This is a genomic window from Streptomyces sp. NPDC006193, assembly GCF_040613915.1.
In the GTDB taxonomy this organism is placed as follows: domain Bacteria; phylum Actinomycetota; class Actinomycetes; order Streptomycetales; family Streptomycetaceae; genus Streptomyces.
Map to the genome: position 1 here is coordinate 1 of NZ_JBEXTB010000037.1, position 25,652 is coordinate 25,652.

Sequence of the window (25,652 nt, forward strand, 5' to 3'; positions counted from 1 at the left end):
GACAGGATCAGCCCGGTGCCGTTCCGGGCGGCCTCGGCGACCTGCGCCTTCTCCGCGGCGCTCGTGCCGTCCAGGCCCCAGTACTGGGCGCCGGGCCGCACCGTCCGGTGGGCGGGTCAGCCCCGGCCGGTGCGCGGGAACTCGTAGGCCTTGCGGAGGGTGGCCCGGTCGGGGGACGGCACCCGGTAGGGCGGGAGCACGGCGTCCGAGGTGTTCACCCGCGGCAGCGCGTAGGGGTGCTCCTCCGACAGCCAGGCGATCATCTGCTCGCGGACCGTGACCCGCACCGTCCAGATGTCGTCGGCGTCCTTCGCGGTCACCAGGGCCCGCACCTGGATGGTGTTCGGGGTGGTCTCCGTCACCTGCAGATTGCAGGCGCGGCCGTCCCAGGCCGGGCACCCGCGCAGGATGTCGCGCAGCTTCTCGCGCATCGCCTCGATGGGCGCGCTGTGGTCGAGGTGCCAGTAGACGATCCCGGTCATCTGCGGGGTGCCGCGGGACCAGTTCTCGAAGGGCTTGGAGGTGAAGTACGACACCGGCATGGTGATCCGGCGCTCGTCCCAGGTCCGTACCGTCAGGAAGGTCAGGGTGATCTCCTCGACGGTGCCCCATTCGCCGTCCACCACGACCGTGTCGCCGATGCGGACCATGTCCCCGAACGCGATCTGCAGCCCGGCGAACATGTTGGACAGGGTCGACTGGGCGGCGACACCGGCGACGATGCCGAGGATGCCGGCCGAGGCCAGCAGCGAGGCGCCGGCCGCGCGCATCGCGGGGAACGTCAGCAGCATCGAGGCGATCGCCACCACGATGACGATCGCGGACACCACGCGCATGATCAGTTCCACTTGGGTGCGCACCCGGCGGACCCGGGCGGCGTCCCGGTGGACGCGTGCGTAGCGGCTGTAGGACGTCTCGACTATGGCCGCGGCGATGCGTATCGCCAGCCAGGCCGCGGAGCCGATCAGCACCAGCGTGAGCGTGCGGCCGACGGCGGTCTGGTGCCTCTGCAGCAGGTCCGCCTCGTCGTAGGAGCCTCTGAGCATGGCGGCGCACAGCACCAGCTGGTAGGGGATGCGGCCGCGCCGCAGCAGTCCCCACAGCGGTGTGTCGGAGTCGCGTTCGTCGGCCTTGCGCAACAGCCGGTCGGTCGCCCAGCCGAGGGCAAGGGTGAGCAGCACCGAGCTGCCCACCACGATCAGGGGGCGGAGTACGTTCTCCATGCCTCCGCGCCTATCCAGGGCCCCGCGACCATGAACATGTGAGTTACGCCCGTTCCTGGGTAAGGCGGCACCGGCGCCGCCGTCCCCGGCTGGCACCATGGCCTCATGAACATCATGCTCTTTCACTCGACCTACGGCCTCAGGCCCGCGGTGCGCGAGGCGGCCGACCGGCTGCGCGCGGCGGGGCACGAGGTGTGGACGCCGGACCTCTTCGAGGGGCGCACGTTCGACACCGTCGAGGAGGGCATGGAGTTCAAGGAGCGCACCGGCAAGGAGGAGCTGCTGAAGCGGGCCGTGCTGGCGGCGGCGCCGTACTCGGACCGGGGGCTGGTGTACGCCGGGTTCTCGCTGGGCGCGTCCGTCGCCCAGACCCTCGCCCTCGGCGACGACAAGGCCCGCGGGCTGCTGCTCCTGCACGGCACGTCGGACATCGCGCCCAACGCGCACGTGGACGAGCTGCCGGTGCAGCTGCACGTGGCCGAGCCGGACCCGTTCGAGACGGACGACTGGCTGAGCGCCTGGTACCTGCAGATGGGCCGGGCGGGCGCCGACGTGGAGGTCTACCGGTACGCGGGCGCCGGCCACCTGTACACCGACCCCGGACTGCCCGACTACGACGCGGAGGCCGCCGAGGCCACCTGGCGGGTGGCGCTCGGCTTCCTCGACGGCCTGCGGGACGCGTGACGCCGTGACCCGGGCGCGCCCGCGCGGTCACGCGGGCGCGGTCACACCGGGTCGTAGGTCCGCTCGACCTTCTGCGTGCCGCTGCGGGTGCGGTAGGAGCGGACCCAGCGGGCGGTGGCGTCCGGGTCGGTGCGGTCGGACAGGACGTAGAAGTCCATCTGGGCGCGGTCGGCGGTGATGTCCAGCACGCCGTAGCCGTGCCGGTCGGTGTCCACCCAGTGGACGTGCCGGTTGGCGGCCCTGATGACCGGCGCGGCGACCGCGGAGACCGTGCCCTGGGGCACCTTCACGATGTCGTCCAGATTGTCGGAGGTGACGGAGGTCACCACGAACTCCGTGGCCGCCGACGGCGACAGCGGATAGGTCCCCGCGTCCACCGGCACGTCGTTGGCCCAGGCCATGTGGATGTCGCCGGTGAGGAACACGGTGTTGCGGATGCCGTGGGCGCGCAGGTGGGCCAGCAGCTCCCGGCGGTCGTCGGTGTAGCCGTCCCACTGGTCGGTGTTGAGCGCGATGCCCTCCCGCGGCAGCCCGAGCAGCTCGGCGAGCGGTTCGAGGAGGTCGGCGGAGAGGGAGCCGACGGCGAACGGCGAGATCATCACGGAGTTCCCGACCAGCCGCCAGGTGGTGTCGGAGGCCGCCAGGCCGGCCTTCAGCCAGTCGAGCTGGGCGCGCCCGGTGAGCGTGCGGTCCGGGTCGTCGACCGAGCCGCTCGCCGTCGCCGCCTGCTGGGAGCGGAAGGAGCGCAGGTCCAGCAGGGACAGGTCGGCGAGCCTGCCGAAGCGCAGCCGCCGGTAGGTGGTGCCGGCGACGGCCGGCCGGACCGGCATCCACTCGAAGTACGCCTGCTTCGCGGCGGCCTGACGGGCGGCCCAGGCGCCCTCGGCGCCCTCCGTGTGGTTGACCGCGCCGCCCGACCAGGCGTTGTCGGCGAACTCGTGGTCGTCCCAGATGGCGATGACCGGCGCCTTGAGGTGCAGGGCCTGCAGGTCGGGGTCGGTCTTGTACTGGGCGTGCCGGATGCGGTAGTCGGCGAGGGTGACCGTCTCGTTCGCCGGGGCGTGCGGGCGGACGACCTCGCCCCGGGCCGCGTACTCGCCGGACGCGTACTCGTAGACGTAGTCGCCGAGATGCAGCCATGCGTCGAGGTCGCCGCGGGCGGCCAGATGACGGTAGGCGGCGAAGTGGCCCGCCTCCCAGTTGGCGCAGGACACCACCCCGAAGCGCAGCCCGGAGACCGCCGCGTCCGCCGCCGGCGCGGTGCGGGTGCGCGCCGCCGGGGAGTCGGCGCCGCCGGCCGAGAACCGGAACCAGTAGTCGGTGCCCGGCCGCAGACCGCGGATGTCGGCCTTCACGGTGTGGTCGGAGGCGGCCGTCGCGGTGACGGTCCCCTCGGCGACGATGCTGGTGAACGCCCTGTCCTCGGCGACGACCCAGCCGACCTCGGTGTCCGGGCCGAGCCCCGAGCCGGGGGTCGCCTCCGGGACGGGGGTCACCCGGGTCCACAGCAGGATGCCGTCGGGCAGCGGGTCGCCGGAGGCCACACCGTGCAGGAAGGCGGGGGCGTCCGCGGCGGCCTTCGCCGGCAGGGCGGCGGCGAGGGGGCCGGCCAGGACAGCGGTCGCCGCCGCGGCCTTGACGACCGTACGGCGGCGGGGGGAGAGGGAGTTGACGCCCTCGGACGATGTGGAGGATCTGTATCGACTGGTCACGGCGCATCAGATTACTGATCAGTACATCGCGCGCGCGGGCAAACTCCCGAATGTTCCCGTTGTTCTGTGCAACCCGTCGCATGTCGAAGGGGAAGTGGCCCGGGCCTGGAGCCGGCCCGGGGCACTTCCCCTTTTCGAGGGCTGCGGAACTACGCCTTGAGAGCCTTCTGCAGCGCGGTGTTGAAGTCGGCGACCGACATGGGGGGGTTCTTTCCGTCGCCGCCGGTGAGGATCTTGCCGTCCATGAGCAGCGTCGGGGTCCCCTGGAAACCGTACTTCTTCTGATCGGTGTCGAACTTGCCGCTCATCACGAGGGCCCACTTGTCGTAGGTCCCCTTCTTCACGGCATTCCGGAACGCCGTGTTGTCCTTGAGGGCGCTCACCGTGTTCGCCACCTTGATCAGGTAGTCGTCGCTCGCGAACTTGTCGTCCTGCTCATCGGGGTGGAACTTCGTTGAGTACAGAGCGGTCTTGTACTCGAAGAACGCCTCGGGGCTGACGTTCAGGGCCGCGCCCAGGGCACTGAGCGCGTTCTTGGAGCCCTCGCCCGGGATGTTGTTGTCGATGAACGTGGCGCCGACGTACTGGATCTTGAACTTGCCGGCGTCGAGATCCTGCTTGACCGTCGGGCCGACCGTCTGCTCGAACTGGGCGCAGACCGGGCAGCGCGGGTCCTCGTACATCACGAGGGTCTTCTTGGCGGTGCTCTTCCCGACGACGACGGTCGTACCGTCCGTCCCCGTGCTGTGGGCCGGCTTGACCAGCTTCTGGTCCTTCACCGCATCCCAGCCGCTGGGCTTGTTGGCCTGGACGACGGCGTAGCCTATGCCGCCGGCCGCCGCCAGCACGGCCACGACCGAGCCGGCCACGATGGCCTGCCGCTTGGCCTTGTCCCGCTTGGCCTGCCGCTCGCGCTCCTCGCGCAGCCGCTCCCGGGCCGCCGTCTTCGAGGCCTGGCTGTTCCGCTTGCTCATGTCTGTGATCTCCCTGGGGACGCGTACACGTCGTACGCGGGATACGTGCGGGGACTGGTCCGTACGCGGCTGCCGCCGGGCACGCGGGCGACGTGGTCGCTCAGGCGGCCGCGGCGGCAGGGCGGCACGGCGGGCCGCGCCGTCCCAGGGAGTGCACGAGGAGCCGGTCGCGGGCGGTGGCGCGGCGCGGGACCGGGCGGGGCAGCCGGCGGGCCCGCACGGGCCGTGCGGACACCGCGGCCACCGCCAGCAGCAGCGGCCGGAACGTGGTGGCGGCCACCGCGCGCAGCAGCTGGGCCAGCGCCCGCTCCCCCCGGCGCAGCCAGGCGGCGGCGAGCAGGCCCACGCCGACGTGCGCGGCGAGCAGCAGCCAGGCGGCGGCCGGGCCGGCCTGGGCGAGCAGCTCCCCCGCGCCGTCGGCGCCGCCGGTCACCCGGGCCAGCGGGGCGCCCATGCGGCCCTCGCACAGCACGTCCAGGCCCATCGTGTGCAGGGGGCCCGTGACCGGTCCGCCCGCACGGCCGTAGCAGGTGTGCTGGCCGGAGGTGAACACGGTGTCGGCGGCCAGCTCCAGCGGGACCAGCAGGGCCGCGATCCGGGCGAAGCCGCGCTCGCGGCCCGCCAGCGCGTACGCGCCGCAGAACACCCCCGCGGCGACCGCGGCCACGGTGGCCGGGGGCAGCGGAGTCCGGGACAGCAGCACGTGCGACGCGGTGCTGAGCGTCACGACGAAGGCCGTGAACAGCGCCGCGCGCACGGCTCTGAGCTGGGTTCCGGAAGTTTCCATGGCGAAAGGAGAGTGTGTCACGTACGCGGGTGAGGGACCCGTAAAGGGTGCCTGTGCGTCCGCCGGTCTACAGCCCCGGAATCCGGCCGTTGCGGAACAGGTCCAGGAAGATCTGGTGGTCCGCACGCGCGCGTGCGCCGTAACCGTGCGCGAAGTCCACCAGCAGGGGCGCGAAGCCCTCCTCGTCGGCCGCGATCGCGGCGTCGATGGCGCGCTCGGTGGAGAACGGCACCAGCGACTCGCCGGAGGTGTCGTCCGCCGCCGCGTGCATGGCGGCGGTGGCCCGCCCCAGGTCGGCGACGACCGAGGCGATCTCCTCCGGGTCGTCGATGTCGCTCCAGTCCAGGTCCACGGCGTACGGCGAGATCTCCGCGACCAGCTGGCCGGCGCCGTCCAGCTCCGTCCAGCCCAGCCACGGGTCGGCGTGCGCCTGCAGGGCGCGCTGGGAGATCACCGTGCGGTGGCCCTCGTGCTGGAAGTAGTCCGCGATGGCCGGATCCGTGATGTGCCGGGAGACCGCCGGGGTCTGGGCCTGCTTGATGTAGATCACGACGTCGTTCTCCAGGGCGTCGCTGTGCCCCTCCAGGAGGATGTTGTACGACGGCAGGCCCGCCGAGCCGATGCCGACGCCGCGGCGGCCCACGACGTCCTTCACCCGGTAGGAGTCCGGGCGGGCCAGCGAGGAGTCCGGCAGCGTCTCCAGATAGCCGTCGAAGGCGGCCAGGATCTTGTAGCGGGTGGCCGCGTCCAGCTCGATGGCGCCGCCGCCCGGGGCGAAGCGGCGCTCGAAGTCGCGGATCTCGGTCATCGAGTCCAGCAGCGCGAACCGGGTCAGCGAGCGGGCGTCACGCAGCGCGTCCAGCAGCGGGCCCTGCGCGGTGTCCAGCGTGAACGGCGGCACCTCGTCCCGCTTGGCGCCGGTGGCCAGGGCGTGGATGCGCTCGCGGTAGGCGGCGGCGTAGACCGTGACCAGCTCGGTGATCTGCTCGTCGCTGAGCGCCTTCGCGTACCCGATCAGGGCGATGGACGCCGAGAACCGCATGAGGTCCCAGGTAAAGGGGCCGACGTAGGCCTCGTCGAAGTCGTTGACGTTGAAGACCAGGCGGCCGTTGGAGTCCATGTACGTGCCGAAGTTCTCGGCGTGCAGGTCGCCGTGGATCCACACGCGGCTGGTGCGGTCGTCGAGGTACGGCCCGCTCCGTATGCCCCCGCCGTCCCGCCCGGCGCCCTGCGCGTCGAGGTCGTGGTAGAAGAGGCACGCCGTGCCCCGGTAGAACGCGAAGGCCGAGGCCGCCATCTTCCGGAACTTCACGCGGAACGCGGCCGGGTCGGCGGCCAGGAGCCGTCCGAAGGCGGTGTCGAAGACGGCGAGGATCTCCTCGCCGCGCTGCTCGTCGCTGAGCTGGGGGACCGACATCGCGGGGTGCCTCCTGGTGCAGGGCGGGTGGTGCAGGGGTGTGCGGGAAGGGACGACGGCGCTTCCGCCGTCTCCAACGGGCGACGCCACGCGGGAGTGCCCGGTTCCCGCACGAAGGTACGCGGACGGAGCCCGCGCGTGTCAGAGCCGGGGCATAGACTTCGACGCTGTCCCCCAGAGTGTCCGCCCGTCCGTCGCCGAGTGTTTCCGTTGGAGGCCACACCGTGTCGAAGCCGCCCTTCACGCACCTGCACGTCCACACCCAGTACTCGCTGCTGGACGGTGCCGCGCGGCTCAAGGACATGTTCAACGCCTGCAACGAGATGGGCATGACGCACATCGCCATGTCCGACCACGGCAACCTCCACGGCGCGTACGACTTCTTCCACTCCGCGAAGAAGGCCGGGATCACCCCGATCATCGGGATCGAGGCGTATGTCGCCCCGGAGTCCCGGCGCAACAAGCGCAAGATCCTCTGGGGCCAGCCGCACCAGAAGAAGGACGACGTCTCCGGTTCGGGCGGCTACACCCACAAGACGATGTGGGCCGTGAACAAGACCGGCCTGCACAACCTCTTCCGGCTCTCCTCCGACGCCTACGCCGAGGGCTGGCTGCAGAAGTGGCCCCGGATGGACAAGGAGACCATCGCCCAGTGGTCGGAGGGCATCGTGGCCTCCACCGGCTGCCCCTCCGGCGAGGTGCAGACCCGGCTGCGCCTCGGCCACTTCGACGAGGCGCTGAAGGCCGCCGCCGAGTACCAGGACATCTTCGGCAAGGACAAGTACTTCCTGGAGCTGATGGACCACGGCATCGAGATCGAGCGCCGGGTCCGCGACGGCCTGCTGGAGATCGGCCGGAAGCTCGGCATCCCCCCGCTGGTCACCAACGACTCCCACTACACGTACGCGCACGAGGCCGGCGCCCACGACGCCCTGCTGTGCATCCAGACCGGCAAGAACCTCTCCGACCCCGACCGCTTCAAGTTCGACGGCACCGGCTACTACCTGAAGTCGACCGAGGAGATGTACGCCATCGACTCCTCGGACGCCTGGCAGGAGGGCTGCGCCAACACGCTCCTCGTCGCCGAGATGGTCGACACCACCGGCATGTTCGAGAAGCGCGACCTCATGCCCAAGTTCGACATCCCCGAGGGCTACACCGAGGTCACCTGGTTCCAGGAGGAGGTCCGCCGCGGCATGGAGCGCCGCTACCCGGACGGCATCCCCGAGGACCGGATGAAGCAGGCCGAGTACGAGATGGACGTCATCATCCAGATGGGGTTCCCGGGCTACTTCCTCGTGGTCGCCGACTTCATCATGTGGGCCAAGCGCCAGGGCATCGCCGTCGGCCCCGGCCGTGGCTCCGCGGCGGGCTCGATCGTGGCCTACGCCCTCGGCATCACCGACCTCGACCCGATCCCGCACGGCCTGATCTTCGAGCGGTTCCTCAACCCCGAGCGCATCTCCATGCCGGACGTCGACATCGACTTCGACGAGCGCCGGCGCGTCGAGGTGATCCGGTACGTGACCGAGAAGTACGGCGCCGACAAGGTCGCCATGATCGGCACGTACGGCACCATCAAGGCCAAGAACGCGATCAAGGACTCGGCGCGCGTGCTGGGCTACCCGTACGCGATGGGCGACCGGATCACCAAGGCCATGCCCGCCGACGTCCTCGGCAAGGGCATCCCGCTGTCCGGCATCACCGACCCCAGCCACCCCCGCTACTCGGAGGCCGGCGAGGTCCGGGCGATGTACGAGAACGAGCCGGACGTGAAGAAGGTCATCGACACCGCGCGCGGCGTCGAGGGCCTGGTCCGGCAGATGGGCGTGCACGCGGCCGGCGTGATCATGTCCAGCGAGACCATCACCGAGCACGTCCCGGTCTGGGTGAGGCACACCGACGGCGTGACCATCACCCAGTGGGACTACCCGAGCTGTGAGTCGCTCGGCCTGCTGAAGATGGACTTCCTGGGCCTGCGCAACCTCACGATCATGGACGACGCGGTCAAGATGGTGAAGGCCAACAAGGGCCTCGACATCGACCTGCTGTCCCTGCCGCTCGACGACCCCAAGACCTTCGAGCTGCTCCAGCGCGGCGACACCCTCGGCGTCTTCCAGTTCGACGGCGGCCCCATGCGCTCGCTGCTGCGGCTGATGAAGCCGGACAACTTCGAGGACATCTCCGCCGTGTCGGCCCTGTACCGGCCGGGCCCGATGGGCATGAACTCGCACACGAACTACGCGCTGCGCAAGAACGGGCAGCAGGAGATCACGCCGATCCACCCCGAGCTGGAGGAGCCGCTCCGGGAGGTCCTCGACGTCACCTACGGCCTGATCGTCTACCAGGAGCAGGTGCAGAAGGCCGCCCAGATCATCGCGGGCTACTCGCTCGGCGAGGCCGACATCCTCCGCCGCGTGATGGGCAAGAAGAAGCCGGAGGAACTGGAGAAGAACTTCGTCATCTTCCAGGCCGGCGCCCGCAAGAACGGCTACAGCGACGAGGCCATCCAGGCCCTCTGGGACGTGCTGGTCCCCTTCGCCGGCTACGCGTTCAACAAGGCGCACTCGGCCGCGTACGGACTGGTGTCGTACTGGACCGCCTACCTGAAGGCCAACCACCCCGCCGAGTACATGGCCGCCCTGCTGACCTCGGTGAAGGACGACAAGGACAAGTCGGCGGTCTACCTCAACGAGTGCCGCCGCATGGGCATCCGGGTGCTCCCGCCGAACGTGAACGAGTCCGAGGCGAACTTCGCCGCCCAGGGCGACGACGTGATCCTCTTCGGCCTCTCCGCCGTCCGCAACGTCGGCCAGAACGTCGTGGACTCGATCATCAGGACGCGCAAGGCGAAGGGGAAGTACACCTCCTTCCCCGACTACCTCGACAAGGTCGAGGCCGTGGTCTGCAACAAGCGCACCACCGAGTCGCTGATCAAGGCCGGCGCCTTCGACTCCCTCGGCCACACCCGCAAGGGGCTGATGGCCCAGTACGAGCCGATGATCGACAACGTGGTCGCGGTCAAGCGCAAGGAGGCCGAGGGCCAGTTCGACCTCTTCGGCGGGATGGGCGAGGAGACCAGCAGCGAGCCCGGCTTCGGACTCGACGTCCAGTTCACCGACGAGGAGTGGGACAAGACCTATCTGCTCGCCCAGGAACGGGAGATGCTCGGTCTGTACGTCTCCGACCACCCGCTCTTCGGCCTGGAGCACGTGCTGTCCGACAAGGCCGACGCCGGCATCGCCCAGCTCACCGGGGGCGAGCACGCCGACGGCGCGGTCGTCACCATCGGCGGGATCATCTCCGGCCTGCAGCGCAAGATGACCAAGCAGGGCAACGCCTGGGCCATCGCCACCGTGGAGGACCTCGCCGGCTCCATCGAGTGCATGTTCTTCCCGGCCACCTACCAGCTGGTCTCCACCCAACTGGTCGAGGACGCCGTGGTGTTCGTCAAGGGCCGGCTCGACAAGCGCGAGGACGTGCCGCGGCTCGTCGCCATGGAGCTGATGGTCCCGGACCTGTCCAACGCCGGCACCAACGCGCCCGTGGTCCTCACCATCCCGGCCGTGAAGGTGACTCCGCCGATGGTCAGCCGCCTCGGCGAGATCCTCAGCCACCACAAGGGCGACAGCGAGGTCCGCATCAGACTCCAGGGCCCGCGCAAGACCACCGTGCTGCGCCTGGACCGGCACCGGGTCAAGCCCGACCCGGCGCTCTTCGGCGACCTGAAGGTGCTGCTCGGCCCGTCCTGCCTGGCCGGCTGAGGCCCCCGACGGCGAAGGGGCGCACCCCGGACGGGTGCGCCCCTTCCTCACGCACGGGCTTCAACTGCCCTTCAGTTGTGGCCGAAGCGCTGCCGCTTCTTCGGAGCACCGTCCGCCGGGCTGCCCGGGACGCCCGCCATCGAGGCCTCGTGCTCCTCCGCCGGACGCGGTGCCCGCTCCTGCGCGTGCTCGGTCTGCGGGGCGCGGTTCTTCGGGCCGGGCTGCTTGCGGTTCTTGTTCTTGGCCATGGGGATCTGCCTCCTGAGGGGGATCTAGGGGCCAGGGCCGGGACCAGATTCACATACGCTGACATCAAGCGCATGTCGGATAATTACCGTGTGTGACAGGGTGGGTGGCGCCGCGGGCCCCGCAAACGCCACGCCGAAGATCGAGTTCGGGCCGTGAACCCCCGCGCCGTCGGGCAGACTCGAAGGAAGTCCGAAGCAATACCTCCCGGGAAGAGGGTGAGTCGCGTGGACCGCTGCATCGTCCTGGTGGACGCCGGGTATCTGCTGGGAGCCGCCGCCAGCCTCCTCGCCGGTGAGCCCTCGCGGTCCCGGATCACCGTCGACCACACCGCGCTGATCCAGGCCCTGCGCGAGCGCGCGGAGTCCGAGACCGGGCGCCCGCTGCTGCGCATCTACTGGTTCGACGGCGCCCCCGACCGCGTCCCCCAGCCGGAGCACCGCCGGCTGCGGGTGATGCCCCGGGTGACCGTCCGGCTCGGCGCCCTCACCCGCAGCGACGGACGCTGGGCCCAGAAGGGCGTTGACGCCGCCATGCACGCCGAGCTGACCGAACTGGCCCGCAACCGCGCCTGCTCCGACGTGGTCCTCGTCACCGGCGACGGCGACCTGCTTCCCGGCATGATGGCCGCCAAGGAGCACGGCGTCGCCGTCCACCTGTGGGCCGTGCAGGCCGCCGACGGCGACTACAACCAGTCCGAGGACCTGGTCGCCGAGGCCGACGAGCGGCGCGTGCTGGACCGCGCCTGGATCACCCAGGCCGTCCGCGCCAAGGAGCTGACCGGCGTGTGCGCCCCGCCGCCGGTGCCCCGGCCCGAGATCGCCGCGATCCTCTCCGCGCCGCTTCCCGAGTCCGCGCTCGCCGCGAGCGCCGAGCGGCCCGCCGAGCCCCCCGCCCACCCGCCGGCCGCCTCCGCGACGGAGAACGGCGCCCAGGAGCGCGTGCCCGCCGCCAAGGCCGTGCCCACCCCCAAGGACCTCGCCGCGCTGCGGGCGCCCGGCGCCCAGCCCGCGCAGCACCCGGCGACCGCCACCCTGCGCTGGTCCTCCGACAAGGGCTGGGTCGACCGGCCGGGCGCGGTCGCCGAGCCGCCCGAGGCCGCCGCCATGCCGACGCTCGCCCAGCTCACCACGGCCGAGCAGCGGTGGGCGGACCGCGAGGAGGACATCACCACCGTCGGCGGCGACCCCTACGAGGTGGGGCAGGTCTTCGCCCGCCGCTGGATGTCCCGGCTCGGCGACCAGAGCCACCTGCAGCGCCTGTCGCAGATGTACCCGCGGATCCCGCACCGCATCGACGGCGAGCTGCTGCGGTACGCGGCCCGCTTCGGACTGCTGGCGCACAAGGACGACCAGATCGACGAGCACGACCGTTACGCCATCCGGGCGGGCTTCTGGCGGGAGATCGACGTCCCGGCCGCGGCGGAGCCCGCGGGCGCCGGGGACTGACCCCGGGCGGGCCGGCGTGGACGGCCCCAAAGACGAGTAAAGGCCCCGGACCCCGTAGTCTCGTCCCTTGTGAGTACGCGCGCGGCACAGGCACTTCGGTACGACGAGGTCGTACGCGTGCGCGGACTCAGCAAGACCTACCCGGCCGTCAAGGGCCGGCGGGGCGCTCCCGGCACCCCCGAGGTGCGCGCCACCGACGGCGTCGCGCTCCAGGTGCGGCGCGGGGAGGTGTTCGGGCTGCTCGGGCCGAACGGCGCCGGCAAGTCCACCCTGGTACGGCAGCTCACCGGGCTGCTGCGGCCGGACGCCGGAAGCGTGGAGATCCTCGGGCACGACATCGTGCGGCACCCGGAGCGGGCCGCGCGGCTCCTCGCGTACCTGGGCCAGGAGTCCTCCGCCCTCGACGAGCTGACCGTCTCCCTCGCCGCCGAGACCACCGGACGCCTGCGCGGCCTTCCGGCCCGGCAGGCCCGGGCCGAGCGGGACGCCGTCCTGGAGGAGCTGGGGCTCACCCCGATCGCCGGGCGGGCGCTGAAGAAGCTGTCCGGCGGACAGCGGCGGCTCGCCTGCGTCGCCTCCGCCCTCGTCGGGGAACGGCCGCTGCTCGTGCTGGACGAGCCGACGACCGGCATGGACCCGGTGGCCCGGCGCGCGGTGTGGGCGGCGGTGGACCGCCGGCGGGCCGAGCGGGGCACCACCGTGCTGCTGGTCACCCACAACGTCATCGAGGCCGAGACCGTGCTGGACCGGGTGGCCGTGCTCGACCGGGGGCGGGTCATCGCCTGCGACACCCCCGCCGGACTCAAGGCCCGGGTCGCCGGCGAGGTGCGGGTCGAACTGGTGTGGCGGGACCGGCCGCCGCTGGAGGTGCCCGAGGTCGCCGTCCTGCGCGAGCGGGCGGCGGAGTCCGGGCGGCGCTGGACGCTCCGGCTCGCGCCCGAGGAGGCCCGCGCCGTCGTCGCCACGGTCACCGGCGGCGCCGCCTTCGCCGCCCTCGACGACTTCACGCTCGCCACGCCCAGCCTGGAGGACGTCTACCTCGCGCTGGGCGGCGCCGCCCGGCAGGGGCTGGTGAGGGCATGAGCGCGCGGGCCGCGGAATGCGTACGGATGTGCGCGACTGCCGTAGGGAAGAGGAGCAGCTCGAGGTGAGTGTCGTACCCGCCGAGGTTCTGCCGGGCGGCGCGCGGGCCGTGCCGGACACGGGGTCCGGCGCGGCCGAGCTGGGGCCGGCCGCGCGGCTGTGGCCGTCGCTGGCGGCCGTGTACCGGGCGCAGCTGTCCCGGGCCCGGGTGGCGCGGATCCCGCTGCTGTTCGTGGCGACGTTCCAGTCCGTGGGCATCGCCGTGATGATGCGGGGCGTCGTCGACGGCGGCGGCGAGGCCCGGTCCGTGGTGGCCGGTTCGTCCGTGCTGGTCGTCGCGTACGTCGCGCTGAACCTGCTGGCGCAGTACTTCGGGCAGCTGCGGGCCAGCGGCGGGCTCGACCACTACGCCACGCTGCCGGTGCCGCCGGCCGCCGTGGTGCTGGGCGCGGCGGCGGCGTACGCCTCCTTCACCGTGCCGGGGACGCTGGTCACCGCCGTCTTCGGGTGCGTGCTGTTCGGGCTGCCGCTGTCCAACCTGTGGATCCTGCTGGCCGTCGTCCCGCTCGCCGGGGCCGCGCTGTCCGGGCTCGGGGCGGCCTGCGGGTTGCTCGCCCCCCGGCCCGAGCTGGCCACGCTGCTGGGCCAGCTGGGCATGTCGGCGGCGCTGCTGCTGGGCGTGCTGCCGGCCGGCCGGATGCCGGAGATCGTGCGGGTGGCCCGTGACCTGCTGCCGTCGACCTACGGCGTCGAGGCGTACGCGCGTACCTTCGGGGACCGCCCGGACTGGGCGGTCGTCCTCGCGGACCTGGGGGTGTGCGCGGGTGTCGGCGTGGTCTCGCTGGCCGTGGCGACCTGGGCGTACCGCAGGGCCGCCGTCCGGTGACGCGGGGCACGGCACGGCCTGGCACGATGTTCAGGTGACCGTACCGCTGACTCCTCCTCCGCCCCCGCACGACGACTCCCCGCACCAGGTCCGGCAGGACCCGCCGCCCGCCGGGGCGCCGGGTACGGACCTGTACGAACAGGACGGCCCCGGGATGAAGACGGAAATACGGGAGGCCGCCGTGATCACGGTGGCGACGGCGCTCGGCGGGGTGCTGCTGGGCCTGCTGTGGTGGTGGCTGGCGCCGCATGTGCCGCTGGTCGGTGACGAGGCCGGCGGGAACTGGGTCGTCTACTTCAAGGACTCCGAGGGGGAGCAGGCCGTCGGGGTCGACGGAACGTTCACTCTGCTGGGGCTCGCGTTCGGTGCGGTCAGCGCGGCGGCGGTGTTCCTGCTGCGGCGGCGCGGGGGAGTGCCGCTCGTCGTCGCCCTGGGCCTGGGCGGGCTGCTCGGGTCCCTGCTGGCCTGGCGGCTGGGCGTGTGGCTGGGGCCCGAGTCCGACGTGCTCGCGCACGCGCGGGCCGTGGGCGACGGGGTGACGTTCCCGGCGCCGCTGAAGCTCTCGGCGAAGGGGGCTCTGCTCGCGTGGCCGCTGGGCGGGCTGCTGGCGCACCTGGGGCTGACCGCGGCGTTCGGGCCCCGGGATCCCGAGGCCCCGTACCCGCAGCAGCCGTAGCCGGACCCGCGGCCGTCCGCCTGCGCGCCCGGCCCGGCTCGCCGGACCGCCGCCCGGGCACCGCGCGCCGGGCCGGGAGGGGCGGCGCGGGGCCTTCGTGCCGGGTGGGCCGCCGGCCGCCGGTGCGTCTCAGCCCCGGCCGATCGGGGCCAGTACCGCGTTCGTCAGCTCGGCCAGGACGGCGGGGGACAGTTCGACCTCCAGGCCCCGGCGGCCCGCCGAGACGCAGATCGTCTCGTGGGACCGTGCCGAGTCGTCGATCACCGTGGTGAGCTTCTTGCGCTGCCCGAGGGGGGAGATGCCGCCGCGGACGTAGCCCGTGGTGCGTTCGGCGAGCGCCGGGTCGGCCATCGCCGCCCGCTTGCCGCCGACCGCCGCGGCGAGCGCCTTCAGGTCGAGGGAGCCGGCCACCGGGACCACGCCGACCACCAGCGAGCCGTCCACGTCGGCGACGAGGGTCTTGAAGACCCGGTCGGGACAGACGCCCATCGCCTCCGCCGCCTCCTCGCCGTAGGACGGGTGGGACGGGTCGTGGTCGTAGGCGTGGACCGTGAAGTCCGCGCCCGCCGCCGTCAGGGCCACCGTCGCGGGCGTCCCTGCGGACTGCTGCTTCTTCGCCTTCTTCGCCATCGGGAGTGCCGGTCCCCTCAGTTCAGACTGGTCGGCGTCCGGGTCAGCTCGAACGCCGGCAACGACGGCAGATTACGGATGATGGCCGTCTCCGCGCGAAGCAGTTTCAGCTCGTCCCGGAGCCGGGAGGCGGTGTCCGGGGCTTGGAGCAGACGCTGCTTGGTCGGGGTGTCGTGCACCATCGCCGCCGCGACCAGGTACGACACCACGCTCGGGTCGTCCGGCAGCTCCGTCTTGGCGGACAGGGACCGCTCGCGGGCGCCGGCCAGGCGTTTCTGGTACTGGCGGAAGGACCGCAGCACCCCCTCGGCCAGCGCGCCCGCTCCGTCGCCGGGCTCCTCCGCGAGCTCCTGCAGTTCCGCCGTCAGGAACGGCCCCGAGGCGTCCACGGACAGCAGGCGCACCCGGGTCGTGCCCGTCGCCAGCACCTCGAAGGTGCCGTCGGCGCGCTCCCGGACGGTCGCCGCGTCCGCCACGCAGCCCACCCCGTGGAAGGCCCGCAGCGGATCGGGGCCGAAGCCGGCGGCCGGGCCCCGCTCGGGCTCCGCCGTGGGATCCGGCATGCCGGGAAGGCTCGGCGCGACCTCGTGGCCGTCGCGGATGGCCACGACGGCGAACCGGCGCGGTTCGTCCTCGGGGGTCTTCAGCAGCTCGCGCATCATGGCGCGATAGCGCTCCTCGAAGACGTTCAGCGGCAGCACGAGCCCCGGGAACAGCACCGAGTTCAGTGGGAAGAGAGGCAGACGGACGGTGGTCACGGCGCCCCAGCCTAGTGGGCGCCGGCGCCGGCGTGTCCGCCGTGTTCGCCGAGGGCGGTGCGGGGCGCCTCCAGCAGCCCGGCGGGGACCGGCCGCGGGTCGCCCGTCAGCAGGTGCTCGCGCAGGCGCAGGAAGTGGCCGAGCGGGTCGTCGGAGAACAGCTCCCAGGGGGACGAGGTGGCGTACGGGCCGATCAGGCGGAGCTGGGTGCGGGCGTCCTCCCGGCGGTCCAGCCTCAGCAGGACGTACAGCAGCTTGTTGCGGACCTCGGCGGGCCACGGGTCGGCGGCCGGGAAGCGCCCGGACAGCTCGACCGCCCGGTCGGCCGCCGCGTCCAGCCGGCCGCGCGGCACCTCGGGGCCGCAGCCGTCGGTCAGGTAGCCGAAGGCCGCGCGGGCGGGCAGGGCCTGCACCAGCGAGTGGGCCGGGGCGTCCTGCGCGGCCCGGTCGGCGAAGTCGAAGCACTCGCGGTGGGAGCCGTGCCAGCAGAAGGCGAGGTAGCGCAGGGCGGCCACGTGGCAGCCGTAGTGGTGCGGGGCGCGCCGGACCGCCGCCTCCCACAGCTCCTCGAAGTAGCGGTGCCCGGCGCGTGAGCCGCGGGCGTGGTCCAGCGCGATCCGCCAGGGCACCGGGTCCCGGTCGTCGGCGCGGGCGGCGGCGGTGATGGCCGGGCTGACCTCGCGCAGCAGTTCGGCGCGGGCGGGCGAGGGCCAGACGCGGTCCACCGCGAGCTGGGCTCCGACCAGCAGCACCCCGGGGTCGTCCGGGTCGGCGGCGCGCCAGTCCTCGTACCACTCGGGGCGGGAGCGGGCGAAGGCGGCCAGCCGCCGCACGTACCGGTCGCGGTTCTCCCACTCGGCCGCGGCGCGGGTGGCGGCCAGCAGGCCGGCCGCGGCGGCGTACTCGCCCCGGCCGGCCGCGACCAGGGCGGGCGAGAGGCGGTCGTCGGGCGCGTCGAGCACGTGCTCGTCCGCGGCCGCGGGGCGGGCGGCCGGGTGCGTGAGGCGTTTGGCCATCCGGGCGGGCCGGATGAACGAGGGCAGCAGAGCCATGGTGCCGACCATTGAAAGACCGCAGGTCGGGGCCGCGCCAGAGGGGCCGGGCAGATCCGGGAAGGTTGTACGGCGGACGGTCAAGGACCGGTAAAAGGTGAATGTTCAAGTTGTGGGGGAAGTGTGGGGGTTCCGTCGCCGTCGCGTCAGCTGCGCCGCAGCAGCCGCGTCGCGCCCGCCGCCACCGTCGTCGCCAGCGTCCAGCCGAGCAGGATCACCACCGTCGCCAGCCACTGCCAGCCGCCGCGCAGCTGCCACTGGCCGACCTGGCCCAGGTCGATCACCGGCAGCAGCAGGTCCAGCGTGAACAGCGCCGGGCTCCAGGCCGCGTGGCCGCCGGGGTCCACCGCCGGATGCGCCGCGTGCGCGAACGCCAGCGTGCCCGCCGCCCACAGCACCGCCATCCAGACCGCGGCCCGGCCCGGCCGGTAGCCGTAGGCGACCGTCCAGTCCTGGACGTACCCCCAGCACTTCGCCGCCGGTGGGAGGGTCTCGCGGCGCCGGCGCTGCTTGGCGAGCAGCACCTCCCGCGCGTCCTCGTCCTCGCCGGCGGCCCGCAGCACCGCCGCCAGCCGCTCGTACGGCTCCGGTGCGTACTCGGCGGTGGCCGCCGCCACCCAGTCCAGGCGCCGGGTCAGCGGGAACGGGCCCTGCGGGACCAGGTTCTCGTAGGCGAAGCCGCCCATGTGCAGCTTGCCGGCCTCCGGCCAGCTGCTCGCGCGGTCCACCAGGTTCACGATCCGCGCCCCGGACAGCACCACCTTGCCGCGCTCCGGCCGGTCGCCGAGGAAACGCAGCTCCGGCGTCTGCACCCGGCGCAGCGACAGCTCCTGGTCGTCGGTGAAGACGAAGCGGGCCCGCTCCATGTCCACGGCGTCCCCGAACCGCCCGTCGTCCAGCCGCACCCCGCCTTGGCACTCGAAGCGCTGGATCCGCGTCCCCCGCGCGGGGGTGGTGCCGCTGAGCAGCGGATTGCCGACCCCGGCCGGAGTCAGGTACAGGGTGCGCTCGACGGTCAGCTGGGGGGCGTTCAGGGCGAGGCGGGCGTACGGATTGGCGAGCCGCGCGCCGCGCAGGCTGAGCGAGACGCCGACCTGGGCGCCGCGCAGGCTCAGCTCGCCGTGCGACTCCAGCATCTCGGCCTGCAGGTCCTGGCCCACGGTCATGCCGTCCGCCACGATGGACCGCCCGCTGCGGTCCCGGTGCACGAACGCCTGGTTGAGCAGCAGATCGGTGCCGATGTGCGCGTCGGTCAGCCGGACCCCGTACCGGAAGCGGCAGCGGGGCAGGTGCAGGTCGCCCTCGGTGTTCACCCGGGCCGCCTCCAGCCGCGGCACCGAGCAGTCCACCAGGCGCACGGTCGTGAAGCGCGCCTCCGGCAGCCGGACCTCCTCGTCGAAGCGGCAGCCGCGCAGCTCCACGTACGGCGTGACCTGGCCGCCGGCCAGCTCCACCGTGCCGGTGATCCGCAGGCCGACGAGCTTCAGGGCGGGCACCCGGCCCGGGAGGGCCGGTGGGCCGTCCAGCAGCAGCCAGCACACGATGCGCGCCCGCACGGTCCGCTCGGGGCCCCAGGGATGACTGCCGTGCGGATCGTCCACGACGATGTCGCCGCTGCTCAGGTCGTACACGCTGCCGTTGCGGAAGGCCTGCCACATGCCGGCCTCGGCCGCGGTCAGGTCGTCCGGCAGGTCCCCGGTGCGGATGCCGGCCCCCTCGGTCACGTCGGCCTCTCTCGGTCCGGTGGTTTCGTACAGCCGTTCATGCCCGCTGAGTGACCTTCGGTAACAACGAGTGACGAGCATCGTCCGGGTTCCGGCCAGCTTGTGTACCACTCATTGGCCCACGTCCTGTATCAGCCACTGATACGCGCGAACGGCCTCCCTCGCCGGTCTGAGAGAATTGGGACCGTGATTTCCCGAATCGATCTGCGCGGCGACGCCCTTCCCGAGGGCCCCGCCCTGCGCGACCTGCTGCCCCGAGCCGACTTCGACGTGGCGGCCGCCCTGGAGAAGGTGCGTCCGATCTGCGAGGCCGTGCATCATCGTGGCGACGCGGCGCTGATCGACTTCGCCGAGAGATTCGACGGAGTACGGCTGGAATCCGTCCGTGTGCCGGCCCAGGCGCTCACCGACGCGCTCGCCGGCCTGGACCCGGCGGTGCGCGCCGCCCTGGAGGAGTCCGTCCGCCGCGCCCGCCTGGTCCACCGCGAGCAGCGCCGCACGACCCGCACCACGCAGGTCGTGCCGGGCGGCTCGGTGACCGAGAAGTGGGTGCCGGTCGAGCGGGTCGGCCTGTACGCGCCGGGCGGCCGCTCGGTCTACCCGTCCTCCGTGGTGATGAACGCGGTGCCCGCCCAGGAGGCCGGCGTCGGGTCCATCGCGCTCGCCTCGCCGCCGCAGGCCGAGTTCGGCGGGCTGCCGCACCCGACGATCCTCGCCGCGTGCGCCCTGCTCGGCGTGGACGAGGTGTACGCCGCGGGCGGCGCCACCGCCGTCGCGATGTTCGCGTACGGCACCGAGTCCTGCCCGCCGGCCCGGATGGTCACCGGCCCCGGCAACATCTGGGTCGCCGCCGCCAAGCGCTACTTCACCGGCAGGATCGGCATCGACGCCGAGGCCGGCCCCACGGAGATCGCGATCCTCGCGGACTCCACCGCCGACCCGGTGCACGTCGCCGCGGACCTGATCAGCCAGGCCGAGCACGACCCGCTCGCGGCCGCCGTCCTCGTCACCGACTCCGCCGAGCTGGCGGACGCGGTGGAGAAGGAGCTGGAGCCGCAGGTCGCCGCCACCAAGCACGTCGACGACCGGATCGTGCCCGCGCTCACGGGCAAGCAGTCCGCGATCGTCCTCGTGGACGGCATCGAGGAGGGCCTCAAGGTCGTCGACGCCTACGGCGCCGAGCACCTGGAGATCCAGACCGAGGACGCCGCCGCGGTCGCCGACCGCGTGCGGAACGCCGGCGCGATCTTCATCGGCCCCTGGGCCCCCGTCTCGCTCGGCGACTACGCGGCCGGATCCAACCACGTCCTGCCCACCGGCGGCTGCGCCTGCCACTCCTCGGGCCTGTCGGTCCAGTCCTTCCTGCGCGGCATCCACATCGTGGACTACAGCGAGGACGCGCTGGCCGAGGTCGCCCACCACGTGGTGACGCTGGCGGAGGCGGAGGACCTGCCGGCGCACGGCGCGGCGGTCAAGGCGAGGTTCGGCTGGAAGGTACCCGGCAAGTGACCCCCGGCATCGGCATCGACGATCTCCCCGTGCGGGACGAGCTGCGCGGCAAGTCCCCCTACGGCGCGCCCCAGCTGGACGTCCCCGTACGGCTGAACACCAACGAGAACCCCTACCCGCTGCCCGAGCCGCTGGTCGAGCGGATCACGGAGCGGGTGCGGGAGGCCGCCCGCAACCTGAACCGCTACCCCGACCGGGACGCGGTGCAGCTGCGCACCGAACTGGCCGCCTACCTGACGAAGACGGGCGGGTACCGGCTCGGCGTGGAGAACGTGTGGGCCGCCAACGGCTCCAACGAGGTCATCCAGCAGCTCCTGCAGACCTTCGGCGGGCCGGGCCGCACCGCGATGGGCTTCGAGCCGTCGTACTCGATGCACGCGCTCATCGCGCGCGGCACCGGCACCGGCTGGCTCTCCGGACCGCGCGGCGAGGACTTCACCATCGACCCGGCCGCCGCCCGGGAGGCCGTCGCCGCGCACCGGCCGGACGTCGTCTTCGTCACCACCCCCAACAACCCCACCGGAAACGCCGTCCCGCCCGAGACCGTCCTCGCCCTGTACGAGGCGGCCCAGGCGGCCAAGCCGTCGATGGTGATCGTGGACGAGGCGTACATCGAGTTCAGCCACGGCGACTCGCTGCTGCCGCTGCTGGAGGGCCGCCCCCACCTCGTCGTCTCGCGCACCATGTCGAAGGCGTTCGGCGCGGCCGGCCTGCGCCTGGGCTACCTCGCCGCGCACCCCGCGGTCGTGGACGCCGTCCAGCTGGTCCGCCTGCCCTACCACCTGTCGGCGATCACCCAGGCGACGGCCCTGGCCGCCCTGGAGCACACCGACACCCTGCTGGGCTACGTCGAGCAGCTGAAGGCGGAACGCGACCGGCTGGTCGCCGAACTCCGGGCCGCCGGCTACGAGGTCACCGAGTCCGACGCCAACTTCGTGCAGTTCGGCCGGTTCGCGGACGCCCACGAGGCCTGGCGGCGGATCCTCGACCGCGGCGTGCTGGTCCGGGACAACGGCGTACCGGGATGGCTGCGGGTCTCCGCGGGGACCCCGCAGGAGAACGACGCGTTCCTCGACGCGGTACGGGACCTGAAGAAGGAGCTTGAGGCATGACTCGCGATGTCCGCGTCGGACGAATCGAGCGCACCACCAAGGAGACCTCGGTGCTCGTCGAGATCGATCTCGACGGCACCGGCCGGACCGACATCGCCACGGGCGTCGGCTTCTACGACCACATGCTCGACCAGCTCGGCCGGCACGGTCTGTTCGACCTGACCGTGAAGACCGACGGCGACCTGCACATCGACTCCCACCACACCATCGAGGACACCGCCCTCGCGCTGGGCGCCGCCTTCCGGCAGGCGCTCGGCGACAAGGTGGGCATCTACCGCTTCGGCAACTGCACGGTCCCGCTGGACGAGTCCCTCGCCCAGGTCACCGTGGACCTCTCGGGCCGGCCGTACCTCGTGCACACCGAGCCCGAGAACATGGCGCCGATGATCGGCGAGTACGACACGACGATGACCCGGCACATCCTGGAGTCCTTCGTCGCCCAGGCGCAGATCGCGCTGCACGTGCACGTGCCGTACGGGCGCAACGCGCACCACATCGTGGAGTGCCAGTTCAAGGCGCTGGCCCGGGCGCTGCGGTACGCGTCGGAGCGCGACCCGCGCGCGGCCGGCATCCTCCCGTCGACGAAGGGCGCGCTGTAACCCCATGAACGGTCTGTCGACCCTCCTGATCGTCGTCGGCCTCTTCCTGGTCGGCGGGATCATCTCCTTCGTGAAGCAGAAGATGCCCACCAGCCTGATCGTGCTGCTCTCGATCGGCGCGGCCCTGTGCCTCGTGGCGGGCGTCATGCGGCTGGAGGTGTGGAATTGAGCACCGGTGGCAAGAAGGTCGTCGTCTTCGACTACGGCTTCGGCAACGTCCGGTCCGCCGAGCGGGCCCTGGCGCGCGTGGGCGCCGACGTGGAGATCACCCGTGACTTCGACAAGGCGATGAACGCCGACGGCCTGCTGGTGCCGGGCGTCGGCGCGTTCGCCGCCTGCATGCAGGGGCTGCGCGCGGCCCGCGGCGACTGGGTCGTGGACCGCAGGCTGTCCGGGGGACGCCCGGTGATGGGCATCTGCGTCGGCATGCAGATCCTGTTCGAGCGCGGCATCGAGCACGGCGTGGAGGCCGAGGGCCTCGAGGAGTGGCCCGGCACGGTCGGGCCGCTCCAGGCCGACGTCGTGCCGCACATGGGCTGGAACACCGTGGACGCCCCGGCCGGATCGCGGCTCTTCGCCGGGCTGGACGCCGACGCGCGGTTCTACTTCGTGCACTCCTACGCCGTCCACGAATGGGTGCTGGAGACCCACAACCCGGTGATCGAGGCCCCCAAGGTCACCTGGTCCACGCACGGCAAGCCGTTCGTGGCCGCCGTGGAGAACGGCGCCCTGTGGGCCACCCAGTTCCACCCCGAGAAGTCCGGCGACGCCGGCGCCCAGCTCCTCACCAACTGGATCGGAACCCTGTAGACCATGCCCAAGCTCGAACTGCTCCCCGCCGTCGACGTCCGCGACGGCCAGGCCGTCCGCCTCGTGCACGGCGAGTCCGGGACCGAGACCTCCTACGGCTCCCCGCTCCAGGCCGCCCTCGCCTGGCAGCGCTCCGGCGCCGAGTGGCTGCACCTGGTCGACCTGGACGCCGCGTTCGGGACCGGGGACAACCGCGACCTGATCGCCGAGGTCACCCGGGCCATGGAGATCAAGGTGGAGCTGTCCGGCGGCATCCGCGACGACGACACCCTCGCCGCCGCCCTGGCCACCGGCTGCACCCGGGTGAACCTCGGCACGGCCGCCCTGGAGAGCCCCGAGTGGGTCGCCAAGGTCATCGCCGAGCACGGCGACCGGATCGCCGTCGGCCTGGACGTGCGCGGCACCACCCTGCGCGGCCGGGGCTGGACCCGCGACGGCGGCGACCTCTACGAGACGCTGGAGCGCCTCGACCGGGAGGGCTGCGCCCGCTACGTGGTCACCGACATCGCCAAGGACGGCACCCTCCAGGGCCCCAACCTGGAGCTGCTGAAGAACGTGTGCGCCGTCACCGACCGCCCCGTGGTGGCCTCCGGCGGCGTGTCGTCCCTGGACGACCTGCGCGCCGTCGCCGCCCTGACGCCCCTCGGTGTCGAGGGCGCCATCGTCGGGAAGGCGCTGTATGCGAAGGCGTTCACCCTGGAAGAGGCCTTGGAGGCTGTGTCGTCATGAGCGAAGCCGTACGGCGCGTGCAGAGCGGAAGTCCCTGGGAAGAGAGTTTCGGATTCGCGCGCGCCGTCGCGGCGGGCGACCGCGTGCTGGTGGCGGGCACGACGTCCTTCAAGGGCACCGTGCTGTACGGGGAGGGCGACCCGTACGAACAGGCCAAGGTGGCGTTCACCGGCGCGCTGGAGGCGATCGCGGAGTTCGGGCTCGGTCCCGAGTCGGTGGTGCGGACCCGGACGTTCCTGACCCACGCCCGCGACGTGGACGCCGTGGGCCGCGCCCACAAGGAGCTGTTCGACGCCGTCCGCCCGGTCTCGACCCTGCTGGTCGTGGGCGGCTTCGTCGATCCGCGCATCCTGGTCGAAGTAGAGCTAGAGGCATACAGAGGAGCCGTGCATTCATGACCCTGGCGGTCCGAGTCATCCCCTGCCTGGACGTGGACGGCGGCCGGGTCGTCAAGGGCGTCAACTTCCAGAACCTGCGCGACGCGGGCGACCCCGTCGAGATGGCCAAGGTGTACGACGCCGAGGGCGCCGACGAGCTGACGTTCCTGGACATCACCGCGTCCTCCGGCAATCGCGAGACGACGTACGACGTGGTGCGCCGCACCGCCGAGCAGGTGTTCATCCCGCTGACGGTCGGCGGCGGCGTCCGCACGGCCGAGGACGTGGACAAGCTGCTGCGGGCGGGCGCCGACAAGGTGGGCGTGAACACCGCCGCGATCGCCCGCCCCGACCTGATCCGCGAGATCGCCGAGCGCTTCGGGCGCCAGGTGCTCGTCCTGTCGGTGGACGCCCGGCGCACCCCCGAGGGCACGTTCGAGGTGACGACCCACGGCGGCCGGCGCGGCACCGGCATCGACGCCGTGGAGTGGGCGCACCGGGCGGCCGAGCTGGGCGCGGGGGAGATCCTGCTGAACTCCATGGACGCGGACGGCACCAAGGACGGCTACGACCTGGAGATGATCGCGGCGGTCCGCAAGCACGTGACCGTCCCGGTGATCGCCTCCGGCGGCGCCGGCGCACTGGCCGACTTCCCGCCGGCCGTCGACGCGGGCGCGGACGCCGTGCTGGCCGCGTCGGTGTTCCACTTCGGCGACCTCAGGATCGGCGAGGTCAAGCAGACGCTGCGGGAGGCCGGCCACCCGGTGCGGTGACGCCGCGACTCCGTCCAGGACGCGGAAGGGAAGGTGCGCAACGAAAATTGCGCAACTTCTCTTTCGTGTCTAGGGTGGCGGCATGCCGAGCGAGGAGAGCCGCCGGATCACGGACGTGGGCACGCTGAAGGCCCTCGCCCACCCCCTGCGCGCCGAGCTGTACCGCCTGCTGTGCGTCGAGCGGGTCGCCACCGCCTCCCAGCTCGCCGGCCACGTGGACGAACAGGTGTCCCTGGTCAGCTACCACCTGCGCACACTCGCCCGGCACGGCCTGATCGAGCAGGCGGAGCCGCGGACCGGGGACGCGCGCGAGCGCTGGTGGCAGCCCTCCTCGGACGCCCTCGGCATCCGGGAGGAGGACTTCCGGGACGCGCCGGAGACGGCGGCGGCCCATCTCGCGGCCACCCGCCTCTTCCTCGCGCAGCGCACCGACCGCTACCGCCGCCACCTGGACGAACGCGCGACGTGGAGCCCCGAGTGGACCACCGCGTCGATCGACGCCGAGTCCTGGATGCGGCTGACACCCGCGGAACTCACCGCGCTGAAGGAGGAACTCGTCGCCCTTCTGCGCCGGTACGACGCGCAGGGCCGGGCCGCCGAAGCCGCGGGCGCGACCGAGGGACGCGAACACGTCGCGCTGTCCGTGCACGGCTTCCCCTTCCGCGTCTGAAAGGCCCCT

25 protein-coding genes are annotated in these 25,652 nt (G+C 72.5%); 15 read left to right on the forward strand and 10 right to left on the reverse strand.

All coding sequences use genetic code 11. The features are described 5' to 3' along the window. Nucleotides 1–116: 116 nt before the first annotated feature. A complete protein-coding gene (locus ABZ261_RS26130) occupies nt 117–1,223 on the reverse strand; it encodes a mechanosensitive ion channel domain-containing protein (protein WP_356863203.1) in 1,107 nt (368 codons plus the stop codon). 105 nt (nt 1,224–1,328) lie between these two features. On the opposite strand from ABZ261_RS26130, the gene ABZ261_RS26135 reads away from it, so the two are divergent. Then, nucleotides 1,329–1,907, forward strand: a complete 579-nt coding sequence (locus ABZ261_RS26135; RefSeq protein WP_356863205.1) for a dienelactone hydrolase family protein — start codon at nt 1,329–1,331, stop codon at nt 1,905–1,907. Nucleotides 1,908–1,948: 41 nt separating this feature from the next. Here ABZ261_RS26135 and ABZ261_RS26140 read toward each other — a convergent pair whose 3' ends face one another. The 4 genes from ABZ261_RS26140 to ABZ261_RS26155 form a co-directional block, all read right to left on the reverse strand. Beyond that, nucleotides 1,949–3,619: an alkaline phosphatase D family protein gene (locus ABZ261_RS26140; protein ID WP_356863207.1), complete on the reverse strand. Its 1,671-nt coding sequence runs from the start codon at nt 3,617–3,619 to the stop codon at nt 1,949–1,951. 149 nt (nt 3,620–3,768) lie between these two features. Further along, a complete protein-coding gene (locus ABZ261_RS26145; protein WP_356863209.1) occupies nt 3,769–4,593 on the reverse strand; it encodes a thioredoxin domain-containing protein in 825 nt (274 codons plus the stop codon). A 100-nt stretch (nt 4,594–4,693) separates the two neighbouring features. Then, nucleotides 4,694–5,380: a hypothetical protein gene (locus ABZ261_RS26150; protein WP_356863211.1), complete on the reverse strand. Its 687-nt coding sequence runs from the start codon at nt 5,378–5,380 to the stop codon at nt 4,694–4,696. A gap of 67 nt (nt 5,381–5,447) precedes the next feature. After that, nucleotides 5,448–6,797 (reverse strand): DUF2252 domain-containing protein, encoded by a 1,350-nt coding sequence (locus ABZ261_RS26155; protein WP_356863213.1) that lies wholly within the window; start codon nt 6,795–6,797, stop codon nt 5,448–5,450. Nucleotides 6,798–7,021: 224 nt separating this feature from the next. Between ABZ261_RS26155 and dnaE the strand changes: the two genes are divergently transcribed. After that, nucleotides 7,022–10,561, forward strand: a complete 3,540-nt coding sequence (gene dnaE / locus ABZ261_RS26160; protein ID WP_356863215.1) for a DNA polymerase III subunit alpha — start codon at nt 7,022–7,024, stop codon at nt 10,559–10,561. 71 nt (nt 10,562–10,632) lie between these two features. Here dnaE and ABZ261_RS26165 read toward each other — a convergent pair whose 3' ends face one another. Then, a complete protein-coding gene (locus tag ABZ261_RS26165) occupies nt 10,633–10,809 on the reverse strand; it encodes a hypothetical protein (RefSeq protein WP_356863217.1) in 177 nt (58 codons plus the stop codon). A 225-nt stretch (nt 10,810–11,034) separates the two neighbouring features. On the opposite strand from ABZ261_RS26165, the gene ABZ261_RS26170 reads away from it, so the two are divergent. The 4 genes from ABZ261_RS26170 to ABZ261_RS26185 all read left to right on the forward strand — a co-directional run bounded on the left by ABZ261_RS26170 (nt 11,035) and on the right by ABZ261_RS26185 (nt 14,900). Then, nucleotides 11,035–12,255 (forward strand): NYN domain-containing protein, encoded by a 1,221-nt coding sequence (locus tag ABZ261_RS26170; protein ID WP_356863219.1) that lies wholly within the window; start codon nt 11,035–11,037, stop codon nt 12,253–12,255. A 69-nt stretch (nt 12,256–12,324) separates the two neighbouring features. Further along, complete coding sequence (locus tag ABZ261_RS26175) at nt 12,325–13,338, forward strand: ABC transporter ATP-binding protein (RefSeq protein WP_356863221.1); 1,014 nt, start codon at nt 12,325–12,327, stop codon at nt 13,336–13,338. Between the two features lie 64 nt (nt 13,339–13,402). Continuing rightward, on the forward strand, nt 13,403–14,224 hold the full coding sequence (locus tag ABZ261_RS26180; protein WP_356863223.1) for an ABC transporter permease: 822 nt from the start codon (nt 13,403–13,405) through the stop codon (nt 14,222–14,224). A 34-nt stretch (nt 14,225–14,258) separates the two neighbouring features. Further along, on the forward strand, nt 14,259–14,900 hold the full coding sequence (locus ABZ261_RS26185) for an AAA family ATPase (RefSeq protein WP_356863225.1): 642 nt from the start codon (nt 14,259–14,261) through the stop codon (nt 14,898–14,900). 129 nt (nt 14,901–15,029) lie between these two features. On the opposite strand, the gene ybaK is transcribed toward ABZ261_RS26185, so the two are convergent. The 4 genes from ybaK to ABZ261_RS26205 all read right to left on the reverse strand — a co-directional run bounded on the left by ybaK (nt 15,030) and on the right by ABZ261_RS26205 (nt 19,064). Further along, nucleotides 15,030–15,530, reverse strand: coding sequence for a Cys-tRNA(Pro) deacylase (ybaK, locus tag ABZ261_RS26190; protein ID WP_356863227.1), 501 nt, complete (start codon nt 15,528–15,530; stop codon nt 15,030–15,032). 17 nt (nt 15,531–15,547) lie between these two features. Beyond that, nucleotides 15,548–16,288, reverse strand: coding sequence for an LON peptidase substrate-binding domain-containing protein (locus ABZ261_RS26195; RefSeq protein WP_356863229.1), 741 nt, complete (start codon nt 16,286–16,288; stop codon nt 15,548–15,550). 11 nt (nt 16,289–16,299) lie between these two features. After that, nucleotides 16,300–17,352 (reverse strand): hypothetical protein, encoded by a 1,053-nt coding sequence (locus ABZ261_RS26200; RefSeq protein ID WP_356863231.1) that lies wholly within the window; start codon nt 17,350–17,352, stop codon nt 16,300–16,302. A 134-nt stretch (nt 17,353–17,486) separates the two neighbouring features. Then, complete coding sequence (locus tag ABZ261_RS26205) at nt 17,487–19,064, reverse strand: oxidoreductase (protein WP_356863233.1); 1,578 nt, start codon at nt 19,062–19,064, stop codon at nt 17,487–17,489. Nucleotides 19,065–19,250: 186 nt separating this feature from the next. On the opposite strand from ABZ261_RS26205, the gene hisD reads away from it, so the two are divergent. The 9 genes from hisD to ABZ261_RS26250 all read left to right on the forward strand — a co-directional run bounded on the left by hisD (nt 19,251) and on the right by ABZ261_RS26250 (nt 25,643). Next, on the forward strand, nt 19,251–20,573 hold the full coding sequence (hisD, locus tag ABZ261_RS26210) for a histidinol dehydrogenase (RefSeq protein ID WP_356863235.1): 1,323 nt from the start codon (nt 19,251–19,253) through the stop codon (nt 20,571–20,573). Beyond that, nucleotides 20,570–21,685 (forward strand): histidinol-phosphate transaminase, encoded by a 1,116-nt coding sequence (locus tag ABZ261_RS26215; RefSeq protein ID WP_356863237.1) that lies wholly within the window; start codon nt 20,570–20,572, stop codon nt 21,683–21,685. Before hisD ends, ABZ261_RS26215 begins: the two co-directional genes overlap by 4 nt. Continuing rightward, complete coding sequence (gene hisB / locus ABZ261_RS26220; RefSeq protein WP_356863239.1) at nt 21,682–22,284, forward strand: imidazoleglycerol-phosphate dehydratase HisB; 603 nt, start codon at nt 21,682–21,684, stop codon at nt 22,282–22,284. Before ABZ261_RS26215 ends, hisB begins: the two co-directional genes overlap by 4 nt. 4 nt (nt 22,285–22,288) lie before the next feature. Then, nucleotides 22,289–22,453, forward strand: coding sequence for a hypothetical protein (locus ABZ261_RS26225; protein WP_356863240.1), 165 nt, complete (start codon nt 22,289–22,291; stop codon nt 22,451–22,453). Continuing rightward, nucleotides 22,444–23,094: an imidazole glycerol phosphate synthase subunit HisH gene (hisH, locus tag ABZ261_RS26230; RefSeq protein WP_356863242.1), complete on the forward strand. Its 651-nt coding sequence runs from the start codon at nt 22,444–22,446 to the stop codon at nt 23,092–23,094. Before ABZ261_RS26225 ends, hisH begins: the two co-directional genes overlap by 10 nt. A 3-nt stretch (nt 23,095–23,097) precedes the next feature. Then, the gene (gene priA / locus ABZ261_RS26235) at nt 23,098–23,823 is read left to right on the forward strand and encodes a bifunctional 1-(5-phosphoribosyl)-5-((5-phosphoribosylamino)methylideneamino)imidazole-4-carboxamide isomerase/phosphoribosylanthranilate isomerase PriA (RefSeq protein ID WP_356863244.1); all 726 of its coding nucleotides are present in this window, start codon (nt 23,098–23,100) and stop codon (nt 23,821–23,823) included. Continuing rightward, nucleotides 23,820–24,221, forward strand: coding sequence for a RidA family protein (locus ABZ261_RS26240; RefSeq protein ID WP_356863246.1), 402 nt, complete (start codon nt 23,820–23,822; stop codon nt 24,219–24,221). Before priA ends, ABZ261_RS26240 begins: the two co-directional genes overlap by 4 nt. After that, nucleotides 24,218–24,973, forward strand: coding sequence for an imidazole glycerol phosphate synthase subunit HisF (hisF, locus tag ABZ261_RS26245; RefSeq protein ID WP_356863248.1), 756 nt, complete (start codon nt 24,218–24,220; stop codon nt 24,971–24,973). Before ABZ261_RS26240 ends, hisF begins: the two co-directional genes overlap by 4 nt. Nucleotides 24,974–25,055: 82 nt before the next feature. Next, the gene (locus ABZ261_RS26250) at nt 25,056–25,643 is read left to right on the forward strand and encodes a helix-turn-helix domain-containing protein (protein ID WP_356863250.1); all 588 of its coding nucleotides are present in this window, start codon (nt 25,056–25,058) and stop codon (nt 25,641–25,643) included. Nucleotides 25,644–25,652 lie beyond the last annotated feature (9 nt).

Excerpts from the sequence above, each read along its gene's own strand:
- ABZ261_RS26130 (WP_356863203.1), bottom strand. The coding sequence starts at position 1,223 with ATGGAGAACGTACTCCGCCCCCTGATCGTGGTGGGCAGCTCGGTGCTG.
- ABZ261_RS26135 (WP_356863205.1), top strand. The coding sequence starts at position 1,329 with ATGAACATCATGCTCTTTCACTCGACCTACGGCCTCAGGCCCGCGGTG.
- ABZ261_RS26145 (WP_356863209.1), bottom strand. The coding sequence starts at position 4,593 with ATGAGCAAGCGGAACAGCCAGGCCTCGAAGACGGCGGCCCGGGAGCGG.
- ABZ261_RS26150 (WP_356863211.1), bottom strand. The coding sequence starts at position 5,380 with ATGGAAACTTCCGGAACCCAGCTCAGAGCCGTGCGCGCGGCGCTGTTC.
- ABZ261_RS26155 (WP_356863213.1), bottom strand. The coding sequence starts at position 6,797 with ATGTCGGTCCCCCAGCTCAGCGACGAGCAGCGCGGCGAGGAGATCCTC.
- ABZ261_RS26165 (WP_356863217.1), bottom strand. The coding sequence starts at position 10,809 with ATGGCCAAGAACAAGAACCGCAAGCAGCCCGGCCCGAAGAACCGCGCC.
- ybaK (WP_356863227.1), bottom strand. The coding sequence starts at position 15,530 with ATGGCGAAGAAGGCGAAGAAGCAGCAGTCCGCAGGGACGCCCGCGACG.
- ABZ261_RS26200 (WP_356863231.1), bottom strand. The coding sequence starts at position 17,352 with ATGGTCGGCACCATGGCTCTGCTGCCCTCGTTCATCCGGCCCGCCCGG.
- hisB (WP_356863239.1), top strand. The coding sequence starts at position 21,682 with ATGACTCGCGATGTCCGCGTCGGACGAATCGAGCGCACCACCAAGGAG.
- ABZ261_RS26225 (WP_356863240.1), top strand. The coding sequence starts at position 22,289 with ATGAACGGTCTGTCGACCCTCCTGATCGTCGTCGGCCTCTTCCTGGTC.
- priA (WP_356863244.1), top strand. The coding sequence starts at position 23,098 with ATGCCCAAGCTCGAACTGCTCCCCGCCGTCGACGTCCGCGACGGCCAG.
- ABZ261_RS26240 (WP_356863246.1), top strand. The coding sequence starts at position 23,820 with ATGAGCGAAGCCGTACGGCGCGTGCAGAGCGGAAGTCCCTGGGAAGAG.
- hisF (WP_356863248.1), top strand. The coding sequence starts at position 24,218 with ATGACCCTGGCGGTCCGAGTCATCCCCTGCCTGGACGTGGACGGCGGC.
- ABZ261_RS26250 (WP_356863250.1), top strand. The coding sequence starts at position 25,056 with ATGCCGAGCGAGGAGAGCCGCCGGATCACGGACGTGGGCACGCTGAAG.